The sequence below is a fragment of the Novosphingobium sp. genome (assembly GCF_031424035.1).
In the GTDB taxonomy this organism is placed as follows: Bacteria; Pseudomonadota; Alphaproteobacteria; order Sphingomonadales; family Sphingomonadaceae; genus Novosphingobium.
The window spans coordinates 1-18,829 of sequence record NZ_JANPGP010000050.1 but is presented as its reverse complement, the minus strand read 5'-3'; the positions used below and the strand labels follow the sequence as shown (position 1 = coordinate 18,829).

The window sequence follows — 18,829 nt, the reverse complement described above, 5'->3', positions numbered from 1 at the left end:
GCCTGCACAGTCAGGTCCACTGGGCCGGCGTGATAGTGCAGACATGACCCGCCTCTTATCCACCGACGAAGCGTTGTACGCCGCCCTTGAGCGTGAAGGGCCGATCAACCTCGCTCGCGCGGTCGAGGTCATGGAGCGGCATGGGCTCGATGGGCTGGTACTTGGCCAGCCGGTCAACGTCTTCCACGCGCTGGGCCACTGGCCGGCAATCGCCCGCACCCGGATAGGCCAGCCGCCGGGCGTGTTCGCGCTGTTGACGCGGGAACACCCGGACGAATGGGGCCTCGTGACCAGCCGGTTCCTCTATTACTACACCTGGGCCGATGGGCGGCAGCGCAGCGATGTGCAGCCTTGGCTCTACGGTGAACTTGGTGACGCGGGCGACCTTGAACCCGGCAATCCCTTCCCGATGTGCCCTGACAGCGGAGAAGCGCCTTTGAGCGCGCTTGAGGTGCACCGGGCCGAAGTCCTCGCCGTGGTCGAGCCGGGACGCGATGCCTTCCGCGATGTCGGCGCTGCACTGGTCAGTGCGATGAAAGGCATTGGCCTCTGGCGCGGGCGAGTGGGCTTCGATGATCCGGTGATTGCGGCGGTGATGGCGCGCCATGACCATCCCGGCGCGGCGGTTCCGGCTGACAACATCGTGCGCGAGATCCGCCTCATCAAATCGCCGCTCGAACAGGCGCTGATGGCCCGCGCCGCCGAGGCCAACGCGCAGGCCTTGATCGCAGCGGCGCAGACAGCGCGGGCAGGGGCACGGCATTGCGAGCTGCAGGCGCTGTTTCGGGCAGAGGCGGCAAGGCGCGGCAACACCTCGGTATTCCTTAATGTCGACCGCGTCTCATCCGACCTGTCGCGCGCCGAACTGGCGGATGGGCAGACGCTGTTCCTCGACGGGGTCAGCCATTTCCTGAACTATCATGGTGATTTCGCCCGCACTGTCTTTATCGGCGACCCGCCCAAGTCTGCGCGCCGTGCGGCGGAGGCGTCGGGGCTGGCGTGGCAGGCGATACGCGAGAAGCTCAAACCGGGGCTGCGCTATTCGGAAATCGTCGAGATCGGGCAAAAGGCCGTGCGTTCCGCCGGCTATGAAACCCAGATCGGTTTCGGCCCGCACTCGGTCGGCCTGGCCCATACCGACGAGCCGGGCGAGGACCACGGCGGCTTCTGGCGCAAGCCCGACCTGATGCTTGAAGAAGGCATGGTGATTTCAGTCGATTGCCCGGTGCTCGACACCGGGATTGGCGGCTCGGCGCACTGCGAAGACCTCATGCTGATTACCAGCGATGGCGCGCAATGCATTCATTCAGAACATGAAACGGTGATTGTGATATGATGAAAGCAGTCCTGAGCGCGGCGGTTAGCGATATCCGGATGAACGATCCGGGCTTTGCCGGTGAGGTGCTGACAAGGGCGGAAGCTGCCGGGATCGACCTGCTGGTGCTGGGCCGCGAAGGCGCTCTGACGTTTGATGCGCTGGTGATTGCCGCCTGGGCCGCGCCGAGGGTTTCGGCGCTGGGCATCGTAGCCTGTGTGCCCGCTTCGCTGTCGCACCCGTTCCACGTTGCCCGTGCGCTCTCCGCCATCGATTTCCTGAGCGCCGGCCTGTCCGGCTGGGCCCCGGTCGCAGCGGGCGCGCCGGCTGGCATGGCCGAAGACATGGTCCGCGCGGCGCAGGCGCTGTGGGATGGCTGGGGTGCCGATACGCTGATCATCGACAAGGCCAGCGGGCACTATCTCGATTCATCGAAGGTGAAGGTGCCGAATTACAAAGGGCCGTTCTTCAACGTTGCCGGCCCGGTCAATGCCATGCGCCCGCCGCAGGGCCATCCCCTGTTGGTGCGGCTGCCCGGCGCGATTCCGGGCATCGCCAAGGTCGATCTGGACCTTGGACTGAGCGCCGGTCACATCGATCTGGTCGATCCGCTCGCCGAACTTGCCGTCCTTGCCAAAGCGCCGCCGCGTGATGGCACCACCCTGCGGTCAAGGCTTGGTCTGACGGAGTTGGCAGCATGAGCGCGCAGATCCACCTTTGGGCTTTCCTGCAAGGCATCGGTCATTACCCCAGCGGCTGGCGACATGAAGATGCGGACCCGGCGGGCGTCTTCACCATGGACTATTACCGCAAGGTCGGCGCGCTGGCCGAGCGCGGGATGATCGATGCCATCGTCTATGGCGACCAGCTGCAATCGCGCGGCGCGGGCGGGCGCACGCCTGAGCGGCTGGCGATGCCGACGCTTGATCCGGTCAGCCTGCTGGCGGCGATCGGTTCGGTGACCAGGCACATTGGCCTCGTCGCGACGGTATCGACAACCTACAACGACGTCCCAGAACTGGTCGAACGCTTTGGCACGCTGAACCGGATCACTGGCGGGCGGGCCGGGTGGAACATCGTCACCACCGCCCACCCGGCGACCGCGCCCAATTTCGGCGAGCCCGACTTGCCAGACAAGTCAGTGCGCTATTCCCACGCCGCGCAGGTAGTCAGCGATTGCTGCGATGCCTGGGATGCGGCGAGCCGCCCGGTGCTGGTTCAGGCTGGCCAGTCGGGCGACGGTCGGGACTTTGCCGCGCGCACGGCCGAGGCGATCTTCTGCCCGGCAGCGACAATCGAGGCAGGCATCGCTTTCCGGTCAGACCTGCGCCGCCGCATTGCCGAGGCTGGCCGCGATCCCGATGGCGTGCGGATCATGCCGGGGCTGTCGTTCATTCTGGCTGACAGCGAGGAAGCCGCGATAGCCAAGGACGAGGCGCTGCTAGCGCTTGCCGACGAAGCATTGTGCATCGAATATCTCTCGGAATCGCTGTGCTTTGACCTGACGTCCTTCGATCCCGATGGTCCCATCCCCGAAGCGGACATCCTCGCCGGAACACTGTTGCCAAGGGACGACATTGCTCGCGCTCTGGCCGGTCCGGTCAGCGAGGGACTCGGCCTTGGCGCTTTCGCGGCCCGCTATGTCCGCACCCCGCGCGGCCACAACGTGTTCCGCGGCACGCCCGAAAAGCTGGCGACGATGATGATCGAATGGATTGATGCCGGTGCCTGCGACGGGTTCACACTGCAGCCCGCCTACATGCCGGGTGAACTGGCGCTGTTCGTCGATCAGGTTGTGCCGATCCTTCAAGAGCGCGGACGGCTGCGTCGGTCTTACTCGGGGACCACCCTGCGGGCCACATTAGGCTTGCCAGAATGAAGGCTTTTGGCCGGGTCGTCATCGTCCTGCTGCTGCTGGCAGCGGGAAGTGTCCTCGCCTTGCGCGCCGGCCTTGGCGCGACGGACCGATCGGCGGCGATAGAACGCTGGGCCGGGCCGCCTTCGAAGTTTGTCACTATTGACGGTGTGCCGATCCATGTCGTCGAGGAAGGGCATGGCCCGGTTGTGGTGCTGCTTCACGGCAGCATTGTCGATCTGGCCGAATGGGATGATGTCGCCGCGCGGCTCAAGGGCAGTTACCGGATCGTGCGGTTCAGCTGGCCGCCCTACGGCCTCTCCGGCCCGGACCCGAAGGGCGAATATACCACCCCTCGGGCTGCCGACCTGATGAACGGCCTGATGACGGCACTGGGGCATGACAAGTTCGCTGTCGTGGCCACGTCCAACGGCAGCAACGTCGCGCTGGATTATAACCGGCGCTATCCCGGTCATGCCACGGTGATGGCGTTTTCGATGTTGCCCCTTGAACGGCCGAGCCAGACGCGCAAGGTCGATTGGCGGCTGAAGGCGATGCTGGCCTTTCACAAGAACCTGGTCCCCGACTGGCGGCACAAGGAATTCTGGCGGCTGGTGCTGAAGGATACGACCCCGCCGAGCTTTACTCCCCGACCCGAGATCGCCGAGCGCATGCGCGACATGAACAACCTCCCCGGCGCGCTTAACCGGCAAGCACAATACATCGCCGCCAATGCCAAGCTGTTCAAGACCAGCGACGTGGGCGCCGTGGCGGAAAGTGTGCGCGTGCCAGTGCTGCTGCAATGGTGCAGCTATGACACGGTGATTTCGCAAGGCGCGGAGGCGTCCGTAAAGCGATTTACCAATACCAAGGTTGAACTGATTGAATATCCTCAGTTAGGCCACTTTCCCATGTGGGAAAATCCGGATCTGTTCACCCGCGATCTCAAGGCTTTCCTTGACCGCCACCAGCCAGCCCTCGGATCAGCAGGTTCGGCAGCACCGAGTTATCCCACTCGGGGCTCGCGGGCGGGTTCGGACCCATCCGCAGCACGATGATCCGGTTCTTCGGTGAAATGTGCACGGTCTGGTTGTTGTTACCGTCAAACAGGAACATGTCCGGGTCGAGATAGGGCTGTGAATGCAGCACCTGCGGGCCGGCCGCGCCCGGCGCACCGAAACCGCGACGCTGGCGAAAGGGTTCCCCGATCCATATGCCGAGGCCAAAGCTGGGGTTTTGCGAAGTGCCCTTTCGCATTGTGGCAACAAAATTGGCGGGCAGCAGGCGTTTGCCGTTCCATTTGCCATCATCGATCAGCAGGACTGCAAGGCGCAACCACGTTTCGGCCGGCATCAGTGTGCAGCAGCCCGAATGAGCCAGACCGCCCGGGCGGTCGACCCAGATATCGCCGCCCAGTGCGCCGATCTTGCGGACCACTTCATTGGCAATGAATTCGCCATAGCGCCGCCCGGTCGCTCGTTCGATCACCAGCGCCACCATGTCGCTCGGCGCGTTGGCATAGGCATAGCGCGTGCCTGGCTCGGCGATCATCGGGTATGTGTCGATGATGCAGCTCCCATGTTCAGTGCTCAGGTAGCAACGGTTGAGCGGATGGTCGGGATCAGTGCTGAAGCCCTGATCGAGCATGCCCGAACGCATGTCGAGCAAGTGGCGCACCAGTATGCGTCCCTTCTGCTTGCCGCGAAGTTCCGGCAGGATTTCTGAAAGCGGCTGGTCAAGCGACGTGATCTTGCCGAGCTGGATCGCCCGCCCGACGGCAATCGCGGTCAGCGGCTTGGAAAGCGATTTAGATACCAGCGGTGTGCGCGCATTGATGCCGGGGGCAAACCACGCATCTTCTATCTTGCCATCATGCCAGACCAGATAAGCAGTTGATCGATTGGCTACAGCATAGCCGCGCGCCTGTTCGAGCGATGCCAGCGCGATGGCAGGATGCGTCGCTACCGGCAATGGTCGATAGTTCCCGGCTCCGGGCAACCGTTCCATCGGCGCATAGGGAAAATTACCCGCATCCTTGAGGTATGTTGCGAACCTCTCGAGATAGATCTCCTCCGCCGAAGGCTCCGCATGTGCAGCGCAGGACAGTAGGGCGATGGGGGCAAGCATCAAGCGTCGCATATTGCTCTCCGGCAGGCGGATAATCGGGTCTATTCCTTGCCTTGCGACAGTCAAATTCCGGCCTGCGCCAAGTGCAATCACCGCAAGGCGGATAGTTTTTGCTTCTTCCGTCTTGCCCGGCGGGGCCGGTTCATAGCCGGAGGACGAGAGAGTTGGGTGGAGTTCGCCTGAATGTCATTTGATAGGTGCCAAGTTGCAATTGTCGGGGCGGGGCCTGTTGGCACCGTCGTTGCAACGCTGCTCGCGCAGTCCGGCTACGACGTCGTTGTACTCGAAGCTGGCGAAAATTGCGCCCAGGATTTGCGCGCTTCGACATTCCATCCGCCAACGCTGGAAATGCTCGACCAGATCGGCATCACGCCGATGCTGCTTGATCGCGGGTTGCAAGCGCCGATCTACCACTGGCGTGATCGCAAGTCGGGCGAAGTGATCGAGTTTGATATGAGCGAACTCAGCGATGTCACGCGCTACCCATTCCGCATCCAGTGCGAACAGTACCACCTGTCGCGGGCTTTGGCCGATGGTCTGGCAAAGCACCAAAGCGCTCAGGTGCGTTTCAACAGCCGTCTGCTGACCTTCGAACAGGACGATAACGGCGTCGACCTGTGGGTTGAGACGATGACCGGGATCGACCAGCTGCGCTGCGATTACCTGATCGCGGCTGACGGCGCGAATTCAATTGTTCGCAAGTGGCTGGGCATCGAATTCGATGGTTTTACCTACCCCGAGCGGTTCCTTTGCCTGTCGACCGAATATGAATTGGCGGACCACCTGAAAAACCTCGCTTACGTCAACTACGTCAGCGATCCGGAAGAATGGCTGGTGCTGCTACGCGTGCCTTCGGTATGGCGCGTTCTGGTGCCAACCGACGCTTCGCAAAGTGACGAGGAATTGCGTTCGGACAAGGTGAAGAACGGCATTTTCGATCGACTTGTCGGAGATGGTTCAGCAGTCCAGACCCAGCATCGCACGCTGTACCGTGTGCACCAGCGGGTTGCGAAATCGTTCCTTACGGGGCGGGTCATCCTGGCTGGCGATTCCGCGCATCTCAACAATCCGCTCGGCGGGTTCGGCATGAATTCGGGCGTCCACGATGCCTTCAATCTGTTCGAAAAGCTAGAACCGTCGCTGCGGTCCGGCAAACCCAATGGCGCGCTTGAACTATACGACCGCCAGCGCCGCACAGTGACTCACGCCTTCACTCAGGCCCAGACGATCGAGAACATGGCCTACATTTCGGGCGGCTCTGATGAGGCGCATCGCAAGCGGCGCGACGCCATGCAAGCGATCAAGGCCGATGATGAGCGGCGCCGCGGATACATGCTCAAGCAGGCGATGTTTGAAAGCCTGGCGCAAGCCGCGGCCATTCAGTGATCGCCCGAAAGCCAAGGAATAATCGTGATGGGTGACGTACTCGGCTGGCGCCGGATGCTGGGGGTTATTGCCCCTTCGACCAACACCGTTGTCCAGCCAGACATGGAAAGGATGCGCCCCGAAGGTGTGACCAACCATTTCTCGCGGATCTTCGTTGAAGATCCGGTGGCGCTGAACAACGATGATTTCATTGCCGGCACCACTGCCATCGCTGAAAATACGATGGACGCGGTGCGGTCGGTGATGACCTGCCGGCCGGACTATCTCGTGCTCGGCATGTCGGCGATCACCTTTTACGGCGGCGTTCAGGGCTCGCTCGATTTCAAGCGCAAGGTCGAGGACGTCGCCGGCATCGGCGCATCGACCGGGGCGGAATCGATTGCCGCGGCGCTGAAAGCCTATGGCAACGTCAAGACGGTCAGCTTTGTCTCACCCTATTATCCGGTGGCGAACGCCGAAGTACGGCGCTTCCTGGAGGAATCTGGCTTTTCGGTGGTACGCGACGTGCCGCTGGAGTGCAGGTGCTGGACTGACATCGCCAAGGTCACGCCTGAGCGGCTGCGCGAAGTGATCGCCTATCTCGATGGTCCGGACGTCGATGCCATCGTCCAGGTCGGCACGAACCTGTCGATGGTCGATCTCGCCGCCGAAAAGGAAACCGAACTCGGCAAGCCGGTGCTTGCGATCAACACGGCGACCTACTGGCACGGCCTGCGTGCCTGCGGGATTACCGACAAGGTGCAGGGGCTCGGCCGACTGCTCGCAGAATTCTGAGAAATAAACAGGGGGAATAGCCATGGAAGAAGTGCTCATCCTGCGCTGGGTCCACATTATCGCGATGGTCTATTGGCTGGGCGGCGAATGGGGTGTGTTCCAAACCAGCTTCAACGTGATCAACCGCTCGCTTTCGATGGACGAACGGCGGCGTCACATGGAAACCGCCTATCGCATTGATGTTCTGGCGCGCACCGGCATCATAATGCTGCTGCCACTCGGCCTGCACATGGGCAATATCTATGGCATTCAGCCCTATGGCGGGTCGTTCCTGACCTTCATGTGGCTGTTTGTCGCCGGCTGGCTGGCGCTGTGCTGGGGCGCCTTCATCAAGCGTGAAACGGATACCGGCATCATGCTGACCAAGCTTGACGAGAAAATCCGCTGGGTGCTGATCCCGACGATCTTCGTCGTCGGCATCTCCTCGCTGCTGGGCCACGGTCCGTTCGAAGCGGGAGAGGGTATGCGCTGGTATTCGCTCAAGTTTACGCTCTATGGCTTCACCCTGTGCATTGGCCTTGGCCTGCGCTGGATCATGCGCCAGTGGACCGCGCGCTTCCGTGTGCTCGCCATGGGTCCGAACCCGCAAGTGGAAGCCGCGCTTGAGCGGGAATTCCTTTACGGCCGCCTGATGGCCTATGTGTACTGGATCACGATCTCAGGCATCTGCTTCCTGGGAACCGTAAAGCCGATTTGATCCGAACGGCGCACACAAAAAGGCCGGCCCTCCCGAAAAGGAGGGCCGGCTTTTTGTTGTCCAGCTGTCTGGTTCAGTTCTTGTAGGTGGTCGCTGCGCGTTCCAGAACGGAAATCGGATCGGCAGCCATCTTGGGATCGGCCTTGGCAACCATGGCGCGCCAATCTGCCGGCATGTCGGCATAGCGCGTGACCTTTTCGCCGACGCTGCGCAGGGTCTGGCTCCCCATGCCGGCCGGCATCTTCCACCAGCGTGCATAGTCGGTAACGTCACTGCCATGCGCCCAAGCACGGGCTATCTTGCGGCGCGGGTCAAGCGCTTCGGCGGCCGGGCTGCAGATCATGCTCATGTCGTTGAGCACCCGGTCGGTCACGCCCGGAACAATCGAGCGGGCCTTGGTGTGAGTCTGGAAGCAGACCTGGTCGCCCATGCGGTAGAAGAGTTCGGGCACGTGTTCGGCGGTAAATGTCGACCCCCCGATCTGGGGCGGCAGTTGCACGACATTGTCGGCCGAATAATGTACCCGCGTCGGGCCGACCGGCGCAAAGGGCACGTCGATCAAATCACCGGTGATCGGGTTGCGCAGCTTCTCCGCGCGTTCGCCTGAATCCGGCGCGGTGCGGAAGCCAAGCTCGAACTGGACGATGTCCATCGAACCGTCGGCGTTGGGAATGATCTTGGCGATGGCGCCGAAGATCAGCTCGCACATCGGGGTTAGATTGGCACCTTGCTGGGCATAATTGCGCCCGCGGAACCACCAGAACACCAGTCCGGAATCGGTGCGGTGCCGCATCCGCCGGACGATGGCCGCTCGCGAGGCAAGGTCGGCGGGAATGCCCTGCTCTCGCATGAGCCCGGAAGTTGGCGCGGCGGCGAGCGCTGGCATCGCGCTGGCCGCCCCTGCGGCAGCGGAACCGATCATCAAGGCGCGGCGGCCAAGCAGGAACATCTCGTCATTGCTGTCAGTCATCGCGTTTCTCCTAGGTCAGGTTGATTGCACGGCCCCGCTGGCGAGCAGGGCGTCGATCTTGTCCGCCGGATAACCGAGTGCGGTCAGCACGACGCGGCTGTCGGCCCCGGGTAGCGGCAGGGTGACGTCGCCGCCGGGACGCTTGCCATCCATTTCGAGCGGGATTGTTGGCAGGTAAGTCTGCGCGCCGGTGTCGAGTGTGACCGGTTCCAGCCCGCCATGAGCCAGTTGCGGATCGTCGAACATGTCCTCGGGCTTGCCGATGGGCGCGAACGGAAGTCCGGTGCCTTCCAGCTTGGCAACCACTTCATCCCGGGTCATCGCGCCAACTATCTCGCGGATCTGCGGCAAGATGCGATCGCGGGCGAGCACGCGCTGGTTGTTGGCACGCAGGCTTTCATCGGCCCACAGGTCATCAAGCGCGAAAAGCTCGCAGAACTTCTTCCACAAGGCATCGGTAACCACGCCGATGAACACCGGCTCGTCGCGCGTCTCGAACACGTCGTAAATCGCCCAAGCCGAGATGCGCGCGGGCATCGGCGCGGCGGCTTTCCCGGTGACGGCGAACTGCGCCATGTGCTGGCCGACGAGGTAGATCGTCGTTTCGAACAGGCTGGCGACGACCTTCTGGCCTTTGCCGGTGCGGTGCCGCTCCTCGATCGCGGCGAGAACGCCGATTACGCCAAACATGCCACCGGTGACGTCAACCACGCTGGCGCCAGCGCGTAGAGGCCGCCCCGGCGGTCCGGTCATATAGGCAAGGCCGCCCATCATCTGCGCCACTTCATCAAGCGCGGTGCGCTCTTCATAGGGGCCGGGCAGAAAGCCCTTTTCGGAGCAATAGATCAGGCGCGGGTTGATCGCCGAAAGCGCGCCCCAGCCCAATCCCAACCGGTCGAGCGCGCCGGGGCGGAAGTTCTCCACCAGCACGTCGGCCCCGGCGGCAAGGTCCTTGGCTACGGCTGGTCCTTCGGGTGACTTGAGGTCGAGGCAGACCGATTGCTTGCCCCGGTTGTACATCGAAAAATAGCCCGCGCCTGACCCAAGTAGCCGCCGCGTGGCATCGCCGCCGATGGGTTCTACGCGGATCACTTCGGCGCCAAGCCCCGCAAGGATGTGGCCCACAGTTGGCCCCATGACCATATGGGTGAATTCGATCACCCGGATACCGGCGAGCGGGGTGGGGGCAGTCATCGAGCGATCCTTTCGGGATAATCGAGCATCGGACCGACCAGCGGCGTGAAACCGTACAGTGGCTCGCCCGGGAGCGCCTCTTCAAGGATGGCACGCACCGCCAGCAGCTTGTCGAGATCGATGCCGGTCTCGATGCCCATCGCATTGAGCATCAGCACGAGGTCCTCAGTCACCAGATTGCCCGAGGCCCCCGGCGCGTAGGGACAGCCGCCCAGACCGCCGAGCGAGGCGTCAATCGTAGTAATGCCTTCGTCCAGCCCCGCCAGCGCGTTGGCGAGACCAAGCCCGCGCGTGTTATGCAGGTGGAGCGTTGTCAGCATGTCCCCGCCCACGGCCGCCTTCACCGCGCGCACCAGCCGTTTGACCTGCGCCGGATCGGCATAGCCGGTGGTGTCTGACAGGCTAAGTTCCTGCGCGCCCGCCGCCACGGCGGCTTCGGCAAGGCGCAGGACGGTGGCTTCCGGAACGGCTCCTTCGATGGTGCAGCCAAAGGCGGTGGCGAGGCCGACGGCGAAGTGAATGCCGGCGTCCTTGGCGATGCACGCGGCATCGGTAATCTCGGCGAGCATGGCGGGATGGTCCTTGCGGACGTTGCGCAAGGAATGGGTTTCGCTCATCGAAAAGGGGATCGACATGGCGTGAACGCCGGCCTGCGCTGCCCGCGCCGCGCCCTTGGCGTTCGGCACCAGCGCGACGACATTGAGCCCCGGGATCGACCGCGCGAACTCCACCAGCGCGGCCGTGTCGGCCATCTGCGGCAGCAGCGATGGCGGCACGAAGCTGCCCACCTCGATCTCGCGCACACCGGCAGCGGCTTCGGCGGCGATCCACGCCTTCTTGGCTTCGAGCGGCATCGCCCGGTCGATCGATTGCAGCCCGTCGCGCGGGCCGACTTCGGAAACGAGGATTGCGGTCATGTCAGATATACCCACGGCCGGGCAGCGCGGTCACGGGCGGTCCAGCTTTCGATTTGAGGGAGGGATTTGAGCGTCAGATCGATCGCGTCGAGCCCTTCGAGCAGCATGGCCTTGGCCTCATCGCCGATGTCGAAGGCCCATGTTTCCCCGGCGCAAGTGACGGTCTGGGCGTGCAAGTCGATGGCCACCTGTTGGCCTGCCAGCTTGGCTACGGCTTCGGCGGGAAGTGCGATGGTCAGCAGTCCGTTGCGCAGGCAATTGCCGGCGAAGATCGGGGCAAAGCCTGGAGCGATCACCGCGCGGATGCCCCATTCGGCCAGCGCCCAGACGGCGTGCTCGCGGCTCGATCCGCAGCCGAAGTTCGCGCCGCCGGCGATGACTTGCGCGCCGGCATATCCCGGTTGGTTGAGCGCGAAGGCGGGATCGGGTGTCCGGCCCTCGATGTAGCGCCACGGTGCGAACAGCCCGTCCGCCAGACCGGTGCGTCCGGTGCTCTTCATCTCGCGGCTGGGGATGATCGTATCGGTGTCGATATTGTCGCGCAGGATCGGAATAGCGCGCGAGGTGAGCGTGGTGAAGGGTATCATGCCGCCAGCTCCCGCGGATCGGCAATCGCGCCGGCCAGCGCTGAGGCGACGACGGTTTCGGGGCTGGCGATGTGGGTGCGGATGCCCGGGCCTTGGCGACCTTCGAAATTGCGGTTGGTGCTGGAAATTGTCCGGCTGCCCGGTTCAAAACCTTCGCCGCCGGCGTAGAAGCAGAGCGAACAGCCGCTCTCTCGCCATTCAAAACCGGCAGCCTGAAACAGGTGATGCAACCCTTCGGCCTCCGCCGCGCGCTTCACTGCGGAGCTGCCGGGAACGACCAGCGCCTTGCGGATCGATGGCGCGATCCGGCGGCCCTTAAGCAGCATGGCGGCGCGTCGCAGGTCAGACAGGCGGGCGTTGGTGCACGAGCCGAGGAAAGCGGCATTGATGGGCACGCCTTTGATCGGCTGGCCTGCGGCAATGCCGATGTAGTCGTGCGCGCGTGCCGGACCTTGCGGGACCGTGCCGTCTACGGCGATCGCCTGTTCAGGACTGGTACCCCAGGTGACCATTGGGGCAATAGTGCTGGCATTGATGGAAATCTCGGCGTTGAAACACGCTTCGTCGTCAGAGAAGAGGCCGGCCCAATGGGGATGATCGAATGACGCCGGAGCATAGCGCCGTCCCGAAAGCCAAGCGAAGGTGGTTTCGTCTGGCGCGATGATCGCGGTCATCGCCGCAAACTCGGTTGCCATGTTGCACAGCGTCATCCGCGCTTCGATGTCGAGGGCGCGCACGGCACTCCCGGCAAATTCCAGTGCCAGACCGCTCCCGCCGGCAGATCCGTGTGCGGCGATCAGGTGCAGCGCCATGTCCTTGGCGGTCACCCCGGACGCGAGCATTCCGGTCCAACTGACCCGCATCGTACCGGGATGGCTCAGCCGCAGGACGCCGGTCGCCATCGCGTGTTCCGCTTCGCTCGATCCAATGCCCCAGGCCAGCGCGCCGAGCGCACCTTGCGTGCAGGTGTGGCTATCGGGCGCAACAAGCGTCGCCCCCGGCAGGACAATGCCGAGTTCGGGCGAGATCACATGAGTGATACCCTGATCGGGATCGGTCACGTCGAACAGCGTAATTCCGGCGGCTCGGGCAGCCGCGCGCGTCTCGGAGATGAAGGCCTGTCCGCCCTGCATCTGCGTCTGATCGCCGCGTCCGGGCCGAGTATCGACAATGTGGTCCATGACCGCGAAGACCCGCGCCGGATCGCGAACTGGACGCCCCGCAGCAGCCATTGATTTGAGCGCCGCCGCACCAGTGCGTTCGTGCAGGAACACCCGGTCGATGGCGATAAGGCTCGCCCCGGACGCGGTTACGCACACTTCGTGCGCTTGCCAGATCTTGTCGAACAGGGTGCGAGGGCCGGTCATGGCGCGGCTATGCGGGCGAGGACCTTGCCCATCGACTTGCCCGAGAGCAGGTGCTCCCCTGCATCGTGTATGCCTTCAAGGCCGTCAAACTGGCCGGCGTCGAGGCAGACCTTGATCTGACCTTGCCGGAACATATCGAACAGCCGCGCACGCGCTTCCGGCCAGTGCGCGGTGAGCAGCCCGTTCATGAAGCCGCGCACCGATGCGCTCTTGTAGTAGATCGCGTGGGCAATGCGCGGGGCGGTGACCAGTTCGGGCTTGCCATCAAGGTCGGAGGCAGCGCCCGCGACGACGAGCCGGCCATGATTGGCGATGTTGGCAAGGAAGGCGTCGTGAATCGCACCGCTGACCGTGTCGAACGCGAGATCGATGCCTTTCGGATATTCGCTCGCCAGCACCTGCGCGACGTCTTCCGAGCGGTAGTCGATCACTCGCGCGGCACCCAGCGCGCGGACGAATTCGCACTTCTCCGGCCCTCCGGCGATGCCGATGACATGGCAGCCGCGCAGCACCGCAAGCTGAATGAGCAGATGGCCTAGCCCGCCCGCCGCCGCCGAAACGGCGACCGTTTCGCCGTCCTTGATCTCGCCAATCTGCTCCATCGCGACAAGCGCTGAAACGCCGGTCGATGCCAGCACCAGCCATTCCGGGCGTGCGTCCGGGACCTTCACGAAGTTCGCCGCCGGACCAGTGTTTTCCTCGCGGTAGCCACCGGTAAAGCGCGTGGTGACAACGGCATCGCCCAAGGCCAAACTGTCAACGCCTGCGCCCACGGCTTCGACCACGCCGAGCGCTTCGACTCCAGTGAAGGTCGGCAGGCCGATCTTGACGTAGTCCACGGCATCGCGGGCAATCTGCGTGTCGAAAATCGCGTTGATCCCGCACCACAGGTTGCGCACCCGCACGTCACCCGGGCCGGGCGCGGTGACGGGCAGGGTGACGATATCGGTCGCCGCGCGAAACGTGTCGGCGTGCCGATCCATTCTCAGCGCGCGGTAGCTATCACTCATTTCGGGAAGCCCAGCCCGCCGGGGTTGAAAAGACCCTTGGGATCGACCACCGCTTTCACCGCGTCGATCACGTCGCGGAATGCCTCGTCGCGGCTGCGGCGCCAGTCATAGGCGCGGCCGATCTGGAAATGGGCGGCACCGAATTCGGCGCAGATCGCCTTGATATGATCGCGCGCTTCGGTGACCAGCGCGGTAGCTTCAGGCGCGCTGCCCATCTGTTTCAGCCGGGCAAGGTGCGAAGGCTCAACCATGGCGGCGTGGACCGGGCGGTAGCCTTCGGGCCAGAAGAACACTGGCTCGATGGTCAGCGCATTGGTCGACAGCGAGGTGAACAGGAAGCCGGTGAAAATGCCAAGCGCATCGAAACGCGGCTGCATTTCGGCAAAATAGGCTTCGATCCGGCCAAGCAGTTTTGGCGCGTTGGAGAGCGATACGTGGCCGTGGACCGGCGCCCAGCTTTCGCCTTCCGGCCCGAGCATCGAATTGGGCGGCGGGAAGGGCATGGCGCGGATGACCTTGGCGATGGTGTTCGCCGTTTCCGTGCCGCCAAAGCGCGCGGCGATGGCGCGGACCTGCGCGATGTCATCCGCTACGCCGGCCTTGCTGCGGCCCTCGCAGGCGATGTGCATCGAATAGTCGCCATCGTCGATGAAATCGCGCCCGCCAAATGCCACCTTGGCGGCGGCGAGCAGGCCTTTGCCGAGGTTCTTTTCCTTGGCGATCACCTTGCCCAGCGTCTTGACGTCCTGAGCCAGCGACATGCGCTTCATCCGTACGCGGGCGAGGCCGGGGTCGAAACCGCAGGTTTCGGCGGCAAGGCCAGCGCGGGCGATCTCGGCGAGGGCTTCCAGCATGGCTTCGCCGGTGCCGAAAGAGAAGCTGGCGCAATCCTCGAATGCGGGGGTGCGGATCAGCCGCATGGTGACCTCGGCCTTGATGCCCAGTGTGCCGCTATCCCCGCAGAACAGCGCGGCGAGGTCCGGTCCATAGTGGCGATAGAACGGCGTATCGCCATCCGCCCCGCGCGCGCCGGTGCGCAGGGTGCGGCCATCGGCCAGCACCATGGTCAGCGCGATCATCGATTCGCTCGACGTGCCGTAATGGCCCGCGCCGAACATGGCGTTGAGCTGCGAAAGCCCGCCGCCGATGGTCGATGCGATGCCCGACATAGGCCCCCAGAACGGCGTGCGCAGGCCATGCGGCTTGAGCGCTTCGTTAAGCGCCAGCCATGAACAGCCAGCCTGCACCGTCACCGTCATGTCCTCAGGGCTGATCGCCAGCACCTTGTCCATGCGGGTCGTGTCGATGGAAATCGTCTTCGGCGCGGCCGGCACGTAGGAACTGGTATAGCCCATGCCGGCACCGCGCGGCGAGATCGGCAGGCCTTCCACATGGGCGAGGGCGACCACGTCAGCCAGCTGCTCGGTCGTCTCGGGAGCGACGATCAGCGAGGCGACGTGATCGCTCACTGCCCAGATATCCTCGCTGAACAGGCGAAGGCTGGCTTCGTCGTCGCGGCAGTTTTCGGAACCGACAAGTTGAGCAAAGCGGTCGCGCAGGTCGGGCGGGCAGGGAGAGAGGATAGTCATCGTGGTCCGGCTTGGAACGGCCGGCGCGAAATGACCGCAATTGGCCTGCAATTATCTGTCTGTCGGATGAAGTGCCTGTTTGGCAGCCGACATTCCGGCAATCCGACCGAGCGTGACGGCGGTGCACAGGCCCATCGCGGGCAGGTATCCCCATGAGGATGGCCCTGAAACACTGCGCGCCGCACCTCCGCCGGCGAACAGGTTGGGCAGGGGCGTGTCATCGGGCCGCAGCACCCGTGCGTGACCGTCGATCTCCAGCCCCCCCTGCGTGTGGTAGATCGCGCCGACCACCTTGAGCGCGCGGAGCGAACCGTGCGGCGGTAATTCCTCGCCCCAGACGCGCCCGGTTGAATCCGCTGCGCCCTTGTTGCGGGCGGAACAGGCATCGGCCAGGCTGGCGGACAAGGCTTCTGTTGGAACGCCGATCTGCGCTGCCAGGATTTCGGCGCTGGCTGCCCGCTTCGCCGCGTTAAGGGCATTCAGGGCCTGCATGTCCGGGGTATAGGCGGTCGCCTCCTCGATCCGCTCGTCGTAGATTGTCCAGACCGTGCCGCCATCCTGCGCCATCACCGGATGGACCATACCGGCGATGTCCTTGGTCTCGTCGGTGAAGCGGAGGCCCGCAGAGTTCACCAGCACCCCGCCTTCGACCAGCACTTGCGGTGAAACGCTGATGCCTTGTGGGTCGGTGAGCATGGCATAGCCCTGATAGGAACCCATGTCGCCGATAGCCGCGCCCAGTGCCTCGCCGATGCGGATGCCGGTGCCCTGGCTACCTTCGTGGCCATTGTTGCGCGCGTCCGCCATCTCGGGAATATAGCGCACCAGCATGGCGCGGTTGGCGGCAAAGCCCCCGCAGGCGAGGATCAGCGTGTCGCAGCCGACGCGTTCCAGATCACCGCCGGGACGTTCGATCACCGCGCCCAGAACCTTGCCGTTCTCGTCCGCCACTACATCGGCCAGTTTCGCCTGAAGCAACACGTCTACTCCCGCTTCGGCAAGGCGGCGATGCAGCAGGCCAACCAGATCTTCACCACCATGCCCCGGCCAGCCGTGCATCCGGTACGTGCGATTGCCGTAAGCCGGACGGAAACCGAGATCGATCTCCAGCGGGAAATCGTGCGTCTGGGCCAGCCAGTCGAGCGCCGGGCCGGATTGTTCCGCCAGCGCGCGTGCGATCACCGGGTTCGCCAGCCCACGCGACTTGGCCATGATGTCCTCGAAAAAGGCATCGGCACTGTCTTCAATTCCTGCCGCCGCCTGCGCCTTGGTATCCGCCGCGCAGACCAGCCCCAGCGTCATGCCGGTCGAACCCAGCGGACGGGCATCAGCCTCGATCAGCAGCACTTCGGCCCCGGCATCGCGCGCGGCCAGTGCGGCGACGCATCCACATGCGCCGCCGCCCACGACCAGTACGGGCACAGAGAACTCGAAAGTCATCAGGTGACCGCCAGTTCCTCGACGAGTTCGCCAGAGGTGGCCTCGTCAGGCATGACCGAAGCTTCGTTCTCCTGCTGGACGATACGCAGGATGCGGGCGATATATTCCTGGTTCCACATCGCGCGCTCAGTCATCGCGTCACCGTCCGGGCGGAAGGCGTCAATCTCGCCGGGTTCGATCACGCCCTTGGCGGCAAGCAGCCGTTCCAGCGTATCGACCCGCTGGCGGGCAACGGCCAGTTCCTGCGCCACGGCCATGGTGATGGCGAGCACGCGTTCGGCTTCGCGGTTGTCGAGGAACCACGGGCGCTTGCCAGCGGGCTTTGCCCCGGCTTCGCTCAATGCGTCGTTAAAGCTCATGGTACGATAGCTCCGATCACGTGCCAGGCGGCCTTGCGGCCATAGTCTTCGGTTTCGTCTTCCTGGGCGTCAGGGAAAATGTCGCGGTCAACCACGCCGAAGACATCGCCGTGGACCAGCCAGTCGCGTTGGAACCCGGCATCGATCATGGCCTGATCAAGGTCCATTTCGTGCATCCGGCTCCAGAAAGGCTCGTTGTTGTAGAACGCATCCCAATCGCGCATCGCCTGTTCGAAATAGGGCATGTCGGCAGTATACTGCGGCTGTTCGACATGGATGACGACCCCGCCGGGGCTGACCAGGCGGCGCGTTTCGGCGAAGATGCGGCGCATCGCGCTGAACGACAGTTCGTGCAGGAACATCGTCGTCTGGATCCAGTCAAAGCTGCCATCGGCAAATTCCGCCATGTTCTCAGCATCGCCCTGAACGAAGCGGACATTGCCCACGCCCAGCGACTTCGCGCGGCCAAGGCCATAGCGGAGCACTGGTGCGCCGAGATCAAGCACGGTCACTTCGGCATCGGGAAAGGCGCGGGCGATGGGCAGGGTGGAGTGCCCGACCGTGCCGCCTAGTTCGAGGATCTTCTTTGGTTTGAAGTCCGGCAGGTTGCGCTTCACCCAGTTGACCACGGCCATGCCGCCGCCGTCCGAATAGGCGCCCAGCAGCCCGCTGGTGGTGACGAAGCCAGCGTGATCGTAATTCGCGCCGTTGGTGACGTCGCCGGGGCAATATTCCTTGGTATAGCCTCCGGGCATGCAGTGATGGTCAATCGCGGCGACATAGCGCGGCACGGGCAAGCCGGGCTTGAGCACCAGCCGTGGGTCGCCCTCGGTCAGTTCGCGGGCCTTTTCGTTCAGTTCTTCGCGCTGGCGGATCACGGTCCAGCGGCCGGCCTGCTGGCGCTGTTCCATGGTCATGCGGCGCAGCGCCGACCACGTCTGGAACGCCGGGTCCTCCAGCATCGCTTTGCGCGCTTCGTTGCGGCTGCCGATCTTTCGGCCATTGGCGGCTTCGAACTTTGGCTCGACCCGCGAATCGTACGCGGCGCGCACGCCGGGGACGACCCGCGCGGCAAGGTGGCGGTTCATCTGGGCGAGGTAGTTGACCCGCTCGATCTCGTCGTGGCTGGTCTGGGGAAACAGGTCATGGCGGCCGATGACGCGGTAGTCTGGCGGTCCGTCATAGCCGGCTGCCGGGTTATTTTTCCGAACGGCGGTCACTGTGAGGCTCCTCGATTGTCTG

Annotated in this window: 18 protein-coding genes; 7 read left to right on the top strand and 11 right to left on the bottom strand. The window is 63.9% G+C overall.

Going from position 1 to position 18,829, the window contains the following annotated elements; translation table 11 throughout:
* Window positions 1–43 precede the first annotated feature (43 nt).
* From RMO89_RS07525 to RMO89_RS07510, 4 genes are read left to right on the top strand one after another with little or no spacing between them, the layout of a single operon-like run.
* Entirely contained in the window at window positions 44–1,336 is a 1,293-nt protein-coding gene (locus tag RMO89_RS07525; protein ID WP_310532248.1) for a M24 family metallopeptidase, read from the top strand.
* Window positions 1,336–2,016: an LLM class flavin-dependent oxidoreductase gene (locus RMO89_RS07520; protein WP_310532245.1), complete on the top strand. Its 681-nt coding sequence runs from the start codon at window positions 1,336–1,338 to the stop codon at window positions 2,014–2,016. The genes RMO89_RS07525 and RMO89_RS07520 overlap by 1 nt, the downstream gene beginning before the upstream one ends.
* Window positions 2,013–3,194, top strand: a complete 1,182-nt coding sequence (locus RMO89_RS07515; RefSeq protein WP_310532242.1) for an LLM class flavin-dependent oxidoreductase — start codon at window positions 2,013–2,015, stop codon at window positions 3,192–3,194. Before RMO89_RS07520 ends, RMO89_RS07515 begins: the two co-directional genes overlap by 4 nt.
* Complete coding sequence (locus RMO89_RS07510) at window positions 3,191–4,228, top strand: alpha/beta hydrolase (RefSeq protein ID WP_310532240.1); 1,038 nt, start codon at window positions 3,191–3,193, stop codon at window positions 4,226–4,228. The genes RMO89_RS07515 and RMO89_RS07510 overlap by 4 nt, the downstream gene beginning before the upstream one ends.
* Here the strand turns inward: RMO89_RS07510 and RMO89_RS07505 are convergent.
* Window positions 4,116–5,309: a serine hydrolase domain-containing protein gene (locus tag RMO89_RS07505; protein ID WP_310532239.1), complete on the bottom strand. Its 1,194-nt coding sequence runs from the start codon at window positions 5,307–5,309 to the stop codon at window positions 4,116–4,118. The two genes, RMO89_RS07510 and RMO89_RS07505, sit on opposite strands and share 113 nt — an antisense overlap.
* Before the next feature lie 171 nt (window positions 5,310–5,480).
* Between RMO89_RS07505 and RMO89_RS07500 the strand changes: the two genes are divergently transcribed.
* The 3 genes from RMO89_RS07500 to RMO89_RS07490 are packed head-to-tail and all read left to right on the top strand — an operon-like array spanning window position 5,481 to window position 8,154.
* Complete coding sequence (locus RMO89_RS07500) at window positions 5,481–6,683, top strand: NAD(P)/FAD-dependent oxidoreductase (protein WP_310532238.1); 1,203 nt, start codon at window positions 5,481–5,483, stop codon at window positions 6,681–6,683.
* A gap of 27 nt (window positions 6,684–6,710) precedes the next feature.
* Window positions 6,711–7,457: an arylmalonate decarboxylase gene (locus RMO89_RS07495; RefSeq protein ID WP_310532237.1), complete on the top strand. Its 747-nt coding sequence runs from the start codon at window positions 6,711–6,713 to the stop codon at window positions 7,455–7,457.
* Window positions 7,458–7,479: 22 nt separating this feature from the next.
* Window positions 7,480–8,154, top strand: a complete 675-nt coding sequence (locus RMO89_RS07490; RefSeq protein WP_310532236.1) for a hypothetical protein — start codon at window positions 7,480–7,482, stop codon at window positions 8,152–8,154.
* Between the two features lie 73 nt (window positions 8,155–8,227).
* On the opposite strand, the gene RMO89_RS07485 is transcribed toward RMO89_RS07490, so the two are convergent.
* Genes RMO89_RS07485 through RMO89_RS07440 form a run of 10 tightly spaced genes read right to left on the bottom strand, consistent with a single transcriptional unit; the run spans window position 8,228 to window position 18,807 of the window.
* Window positions 8,228–9,124, bottom strand: coding sequence for a DUF1838 family protein (locus RMO89_RS07485; protein WP_310532234.1), 897 nt, complete (start codon window positions 9,122–9,124; stop codon window positions 8,228–8,230).
* Window positions 9,125–9,139: 15 nt separating this feature from the next.
* Entirely contained in the window at window positions 9,140–10,318 is a 1,179-nt protein-coding gene (locus RMO89_RS07480) for a CaiB/BaiF CoA-transferase family protein (protein WP_310532232.1), read from the bottom strand.
* A complete protein-coding gene (locus RMO89_RS07475) occupies window positions 10,315–11,235 on the bottom strand; it encodes a hydroxymethylglutaryl-CoA lyase (protein WP_310532231.1) in 921 nt (306 codons plus the stop codon). The genes RMO89_RS07480 and RMO89_RS07475 overlap by 4 nt, the downstream gene beginning before the upstream one ends.
* Window positions 11,232–11,822 carry a 3-isopropylmalate dehydratase small subunit gene (gene leuD / locus RMO89_RS07470; protein WP_310532229.1) on the bottom strand — a complete coding sequence of 197 codons (591 nt, stop codon included), beginning with the start codon at window positions 11,820–11,822 and terminating at the stop codon, window positions 11,232–11,234. Before leuD ends, RMO89_RS07475 begins: the two co-directional genes overlap by 4 nt.
* Entirely contained in the window at window positions 11,819–13,189 is a 1,371-nt protein-coding gene (locus RMO89_RS07465) for a 3-isopropylmalate dehydratase large subunit (RefSeq protein WP_310532227.1), read from the bottom strand. Before RMO89_RS07465 ends, leuD begins: the two co-directional genes overlap by 4 nt.
* Entirely contained in the window at window positions 13,186–14,172 is a 987-nt protein-coding gene (locus tag RMO89_RS07460; RefSeq protein ID WP_310532225.1) for a zinc-binding dehydrogenase, read from the bottom strand. The genes RMO89_RS07465 and RMO89_RS07460 overlap by 4 nt, the downstream gene beginning before the upstream one ends.
* A gap of 23 nt (window positions 14,173–14,195) precedes the next feature.
* Window positions 14,196–15,788 carry an FAD-binding oxidoreductase gene (locus RMO89_RS07455; protein WP_310532224.1) on the bottom strand — a complete coding sequence of 531 codons (1,593 nt, stop codon included), beginning with the start codon at window positions 15,786–15,788 and terminating at the stop codon, window positions 14,196–14,198.
* A 51-nt stretch (window positions 15,789–15,839) separates the two neighbouring features.
* Window positions 15,840–17,228 (bottom strand): FAD-dependent oxidoreductase, encoded by a 1,389-nt coding sequence (locus tag RMO89_RS07450; protein WP_310532223.1) that lies wholly within the window; start codon window positions 17,226–17,228, stop codon window positions 15,840–15,842.
* Complete coding sequence (locus tag RMO89_RS07445; protein WP_310532221.1) at window positions 17,228–17,587, bottom strand: hypothetical protein; 360 nt, start codon at window positions 17,585–17,587, stop codon at window positions 17,228–17,230. The genes RMO89_RS07450 and RMO89_RS07445 overlap by 1 nt, the downstream gene beginning before the upstream one ends.
* Window positions 17,584–18,807 carry a class I SAM-dependent methyltransferase gene (locus RMO89_RS07440; RefSeq protein ID WP_310532220.1) on the bottom strand — a complete coding sequence of 408 codons (1,224 nt, stop codon included), beginning with the start codon at window positions 18,805–18,807 and terminating at the stop codon, window positions 17,584–17,586. The genes RMO89_RS07445 and RMO89_RS07440 overlap by 4 nt, the downstream gene beginning before the upstream one ends.
* Between the last annotated feature and the right edge of the window lie 22 nt (window positions 18,808–18,829).

Excerpts from the sequence above, each read along its gene's own strand:
- RMO89_RS07500 (WP_310532238.1), top strand. The coding sequence starts at position 5,481 with ATGTCATTTGATAGGTGCCAAGTTGCAATTGTCGGGGCGGGGCCTGTT.
- RMO89_RS07490 (WP_310532236.1), top strand. The coding sequence starts at position 7,480 with ATGGAAGAAGTGCTCATCCTGCGCTGGGTCCACATTATCGCGATGGTC.
- RMO89_RS07475 (WP_310532231.1), bottom strand. The coding sequence starts at position 11,235 with ATGACCGCAATCCTCGTTTCCGAAGTCGGCCCGCGCGACGGGCTGCAA.
- RMO89_RS07520 (WP_310532245.1), top strand. The coding sequence starts at position 1,336 with ATGAAAGCAGTCCTGAGCGCGGCGGTTAGCGATATCCGGATGAACGAT.
- RMO89_RS07525 (WP_310532248.1), top strand. The coding sequence starts at position 44 with ATGACCCGCCTCTTATCCACCGACGAAGCGTTGTACGCCGCCCTTGAG.
- RMO89_RS07510 (WP_310532240.1), top strand. The coding sequence starts at position 3,191 with ATGAAGGCTTTTGGCCGGGTCGTCATCGTCCTGCTGCTGCTGGCAGCG.
- RMO89_RS07505 (WP_310532239.1), bottom strand. The coding sequence starts at position 5,309 with ATGCGACGCTTGATGCTTGCCCCCATCGCCCTACTGTCCTGCGCTGCA.
- RMO89_RS07465 (WP_310532227.1), bottom strand. The coding sequence starts at position 13,189 with ATGACCGGCCCTCGCACCCTGTTCGACAAGATCTGGCAAGCGCACGAA.
- RMO89_RS07515 (WP_310532242.1), top strand. The coding sequence starts at position 2,013 with ATGAGCGCGCAGATCCACCTTTGGGCTTTCCTGCAAGGCATCGGTCAT.
- leuD (WP_310532229.1), bottom strand. The coding sequence starts at position 11,822 with ATGATACCCTTCACCACGCTCACCTCGCGCGCTATTCCGATCCTGCGC.
- RMO89_RS07450 (WP_310532223.1), bottom strand. The coding sequence starts at position 17,228 with ATGACTTTCGAGTTCTCTGTGCCCGTACTGGTCGTGGGCGGCGGCGCA.
- RMO89_RS07445 (WP_310532221.1), bottom strand. The coding sequence starts at position 17,587 with ATGAGCTTTAACGACGCATTGAGCGAAGCCGGGGCAAAGCCCGCTGGC.
- RMO89_RS07495 (WP_310532237.1), top strand. The coding sequence starts at position 6,711 with ATGGGTGACGTACTCGGCTGGCGCCGGATGCTGGGGGTTATTGCCCCT.
- RMO89_RS07455 (WP_310532224.1), bottom strand. The coding sequence starts at position 15,788 with ATGACTATCCTCTCTCCCTGCCCGCCCGACCTGCGCGACCGCTTTGCT.
- RMO89_RS07480 (WP_310532232.1), bottom strand. The coding sequence starts at position 10,318 with ATGACTGCCCCCACCCCGCTCGCCGGTATCCGGGTGATCGAATTCACC.
- RMO89_RS07485 (WP_310532234.1), bottom strand. The coding sequence starts at position 9,124 with ATGACTGACAGCAATGACGAGATGTTCCTGCTTGGCCGCCGCGCCTTG.
- RMO89_RS07460 (WP_310532225.1), bottom strand. The coding sequence starts at position 14,172 with ATGGATCGGCACGCCGACACGTTTCGCGCGGCGACCGATATCGTCACC.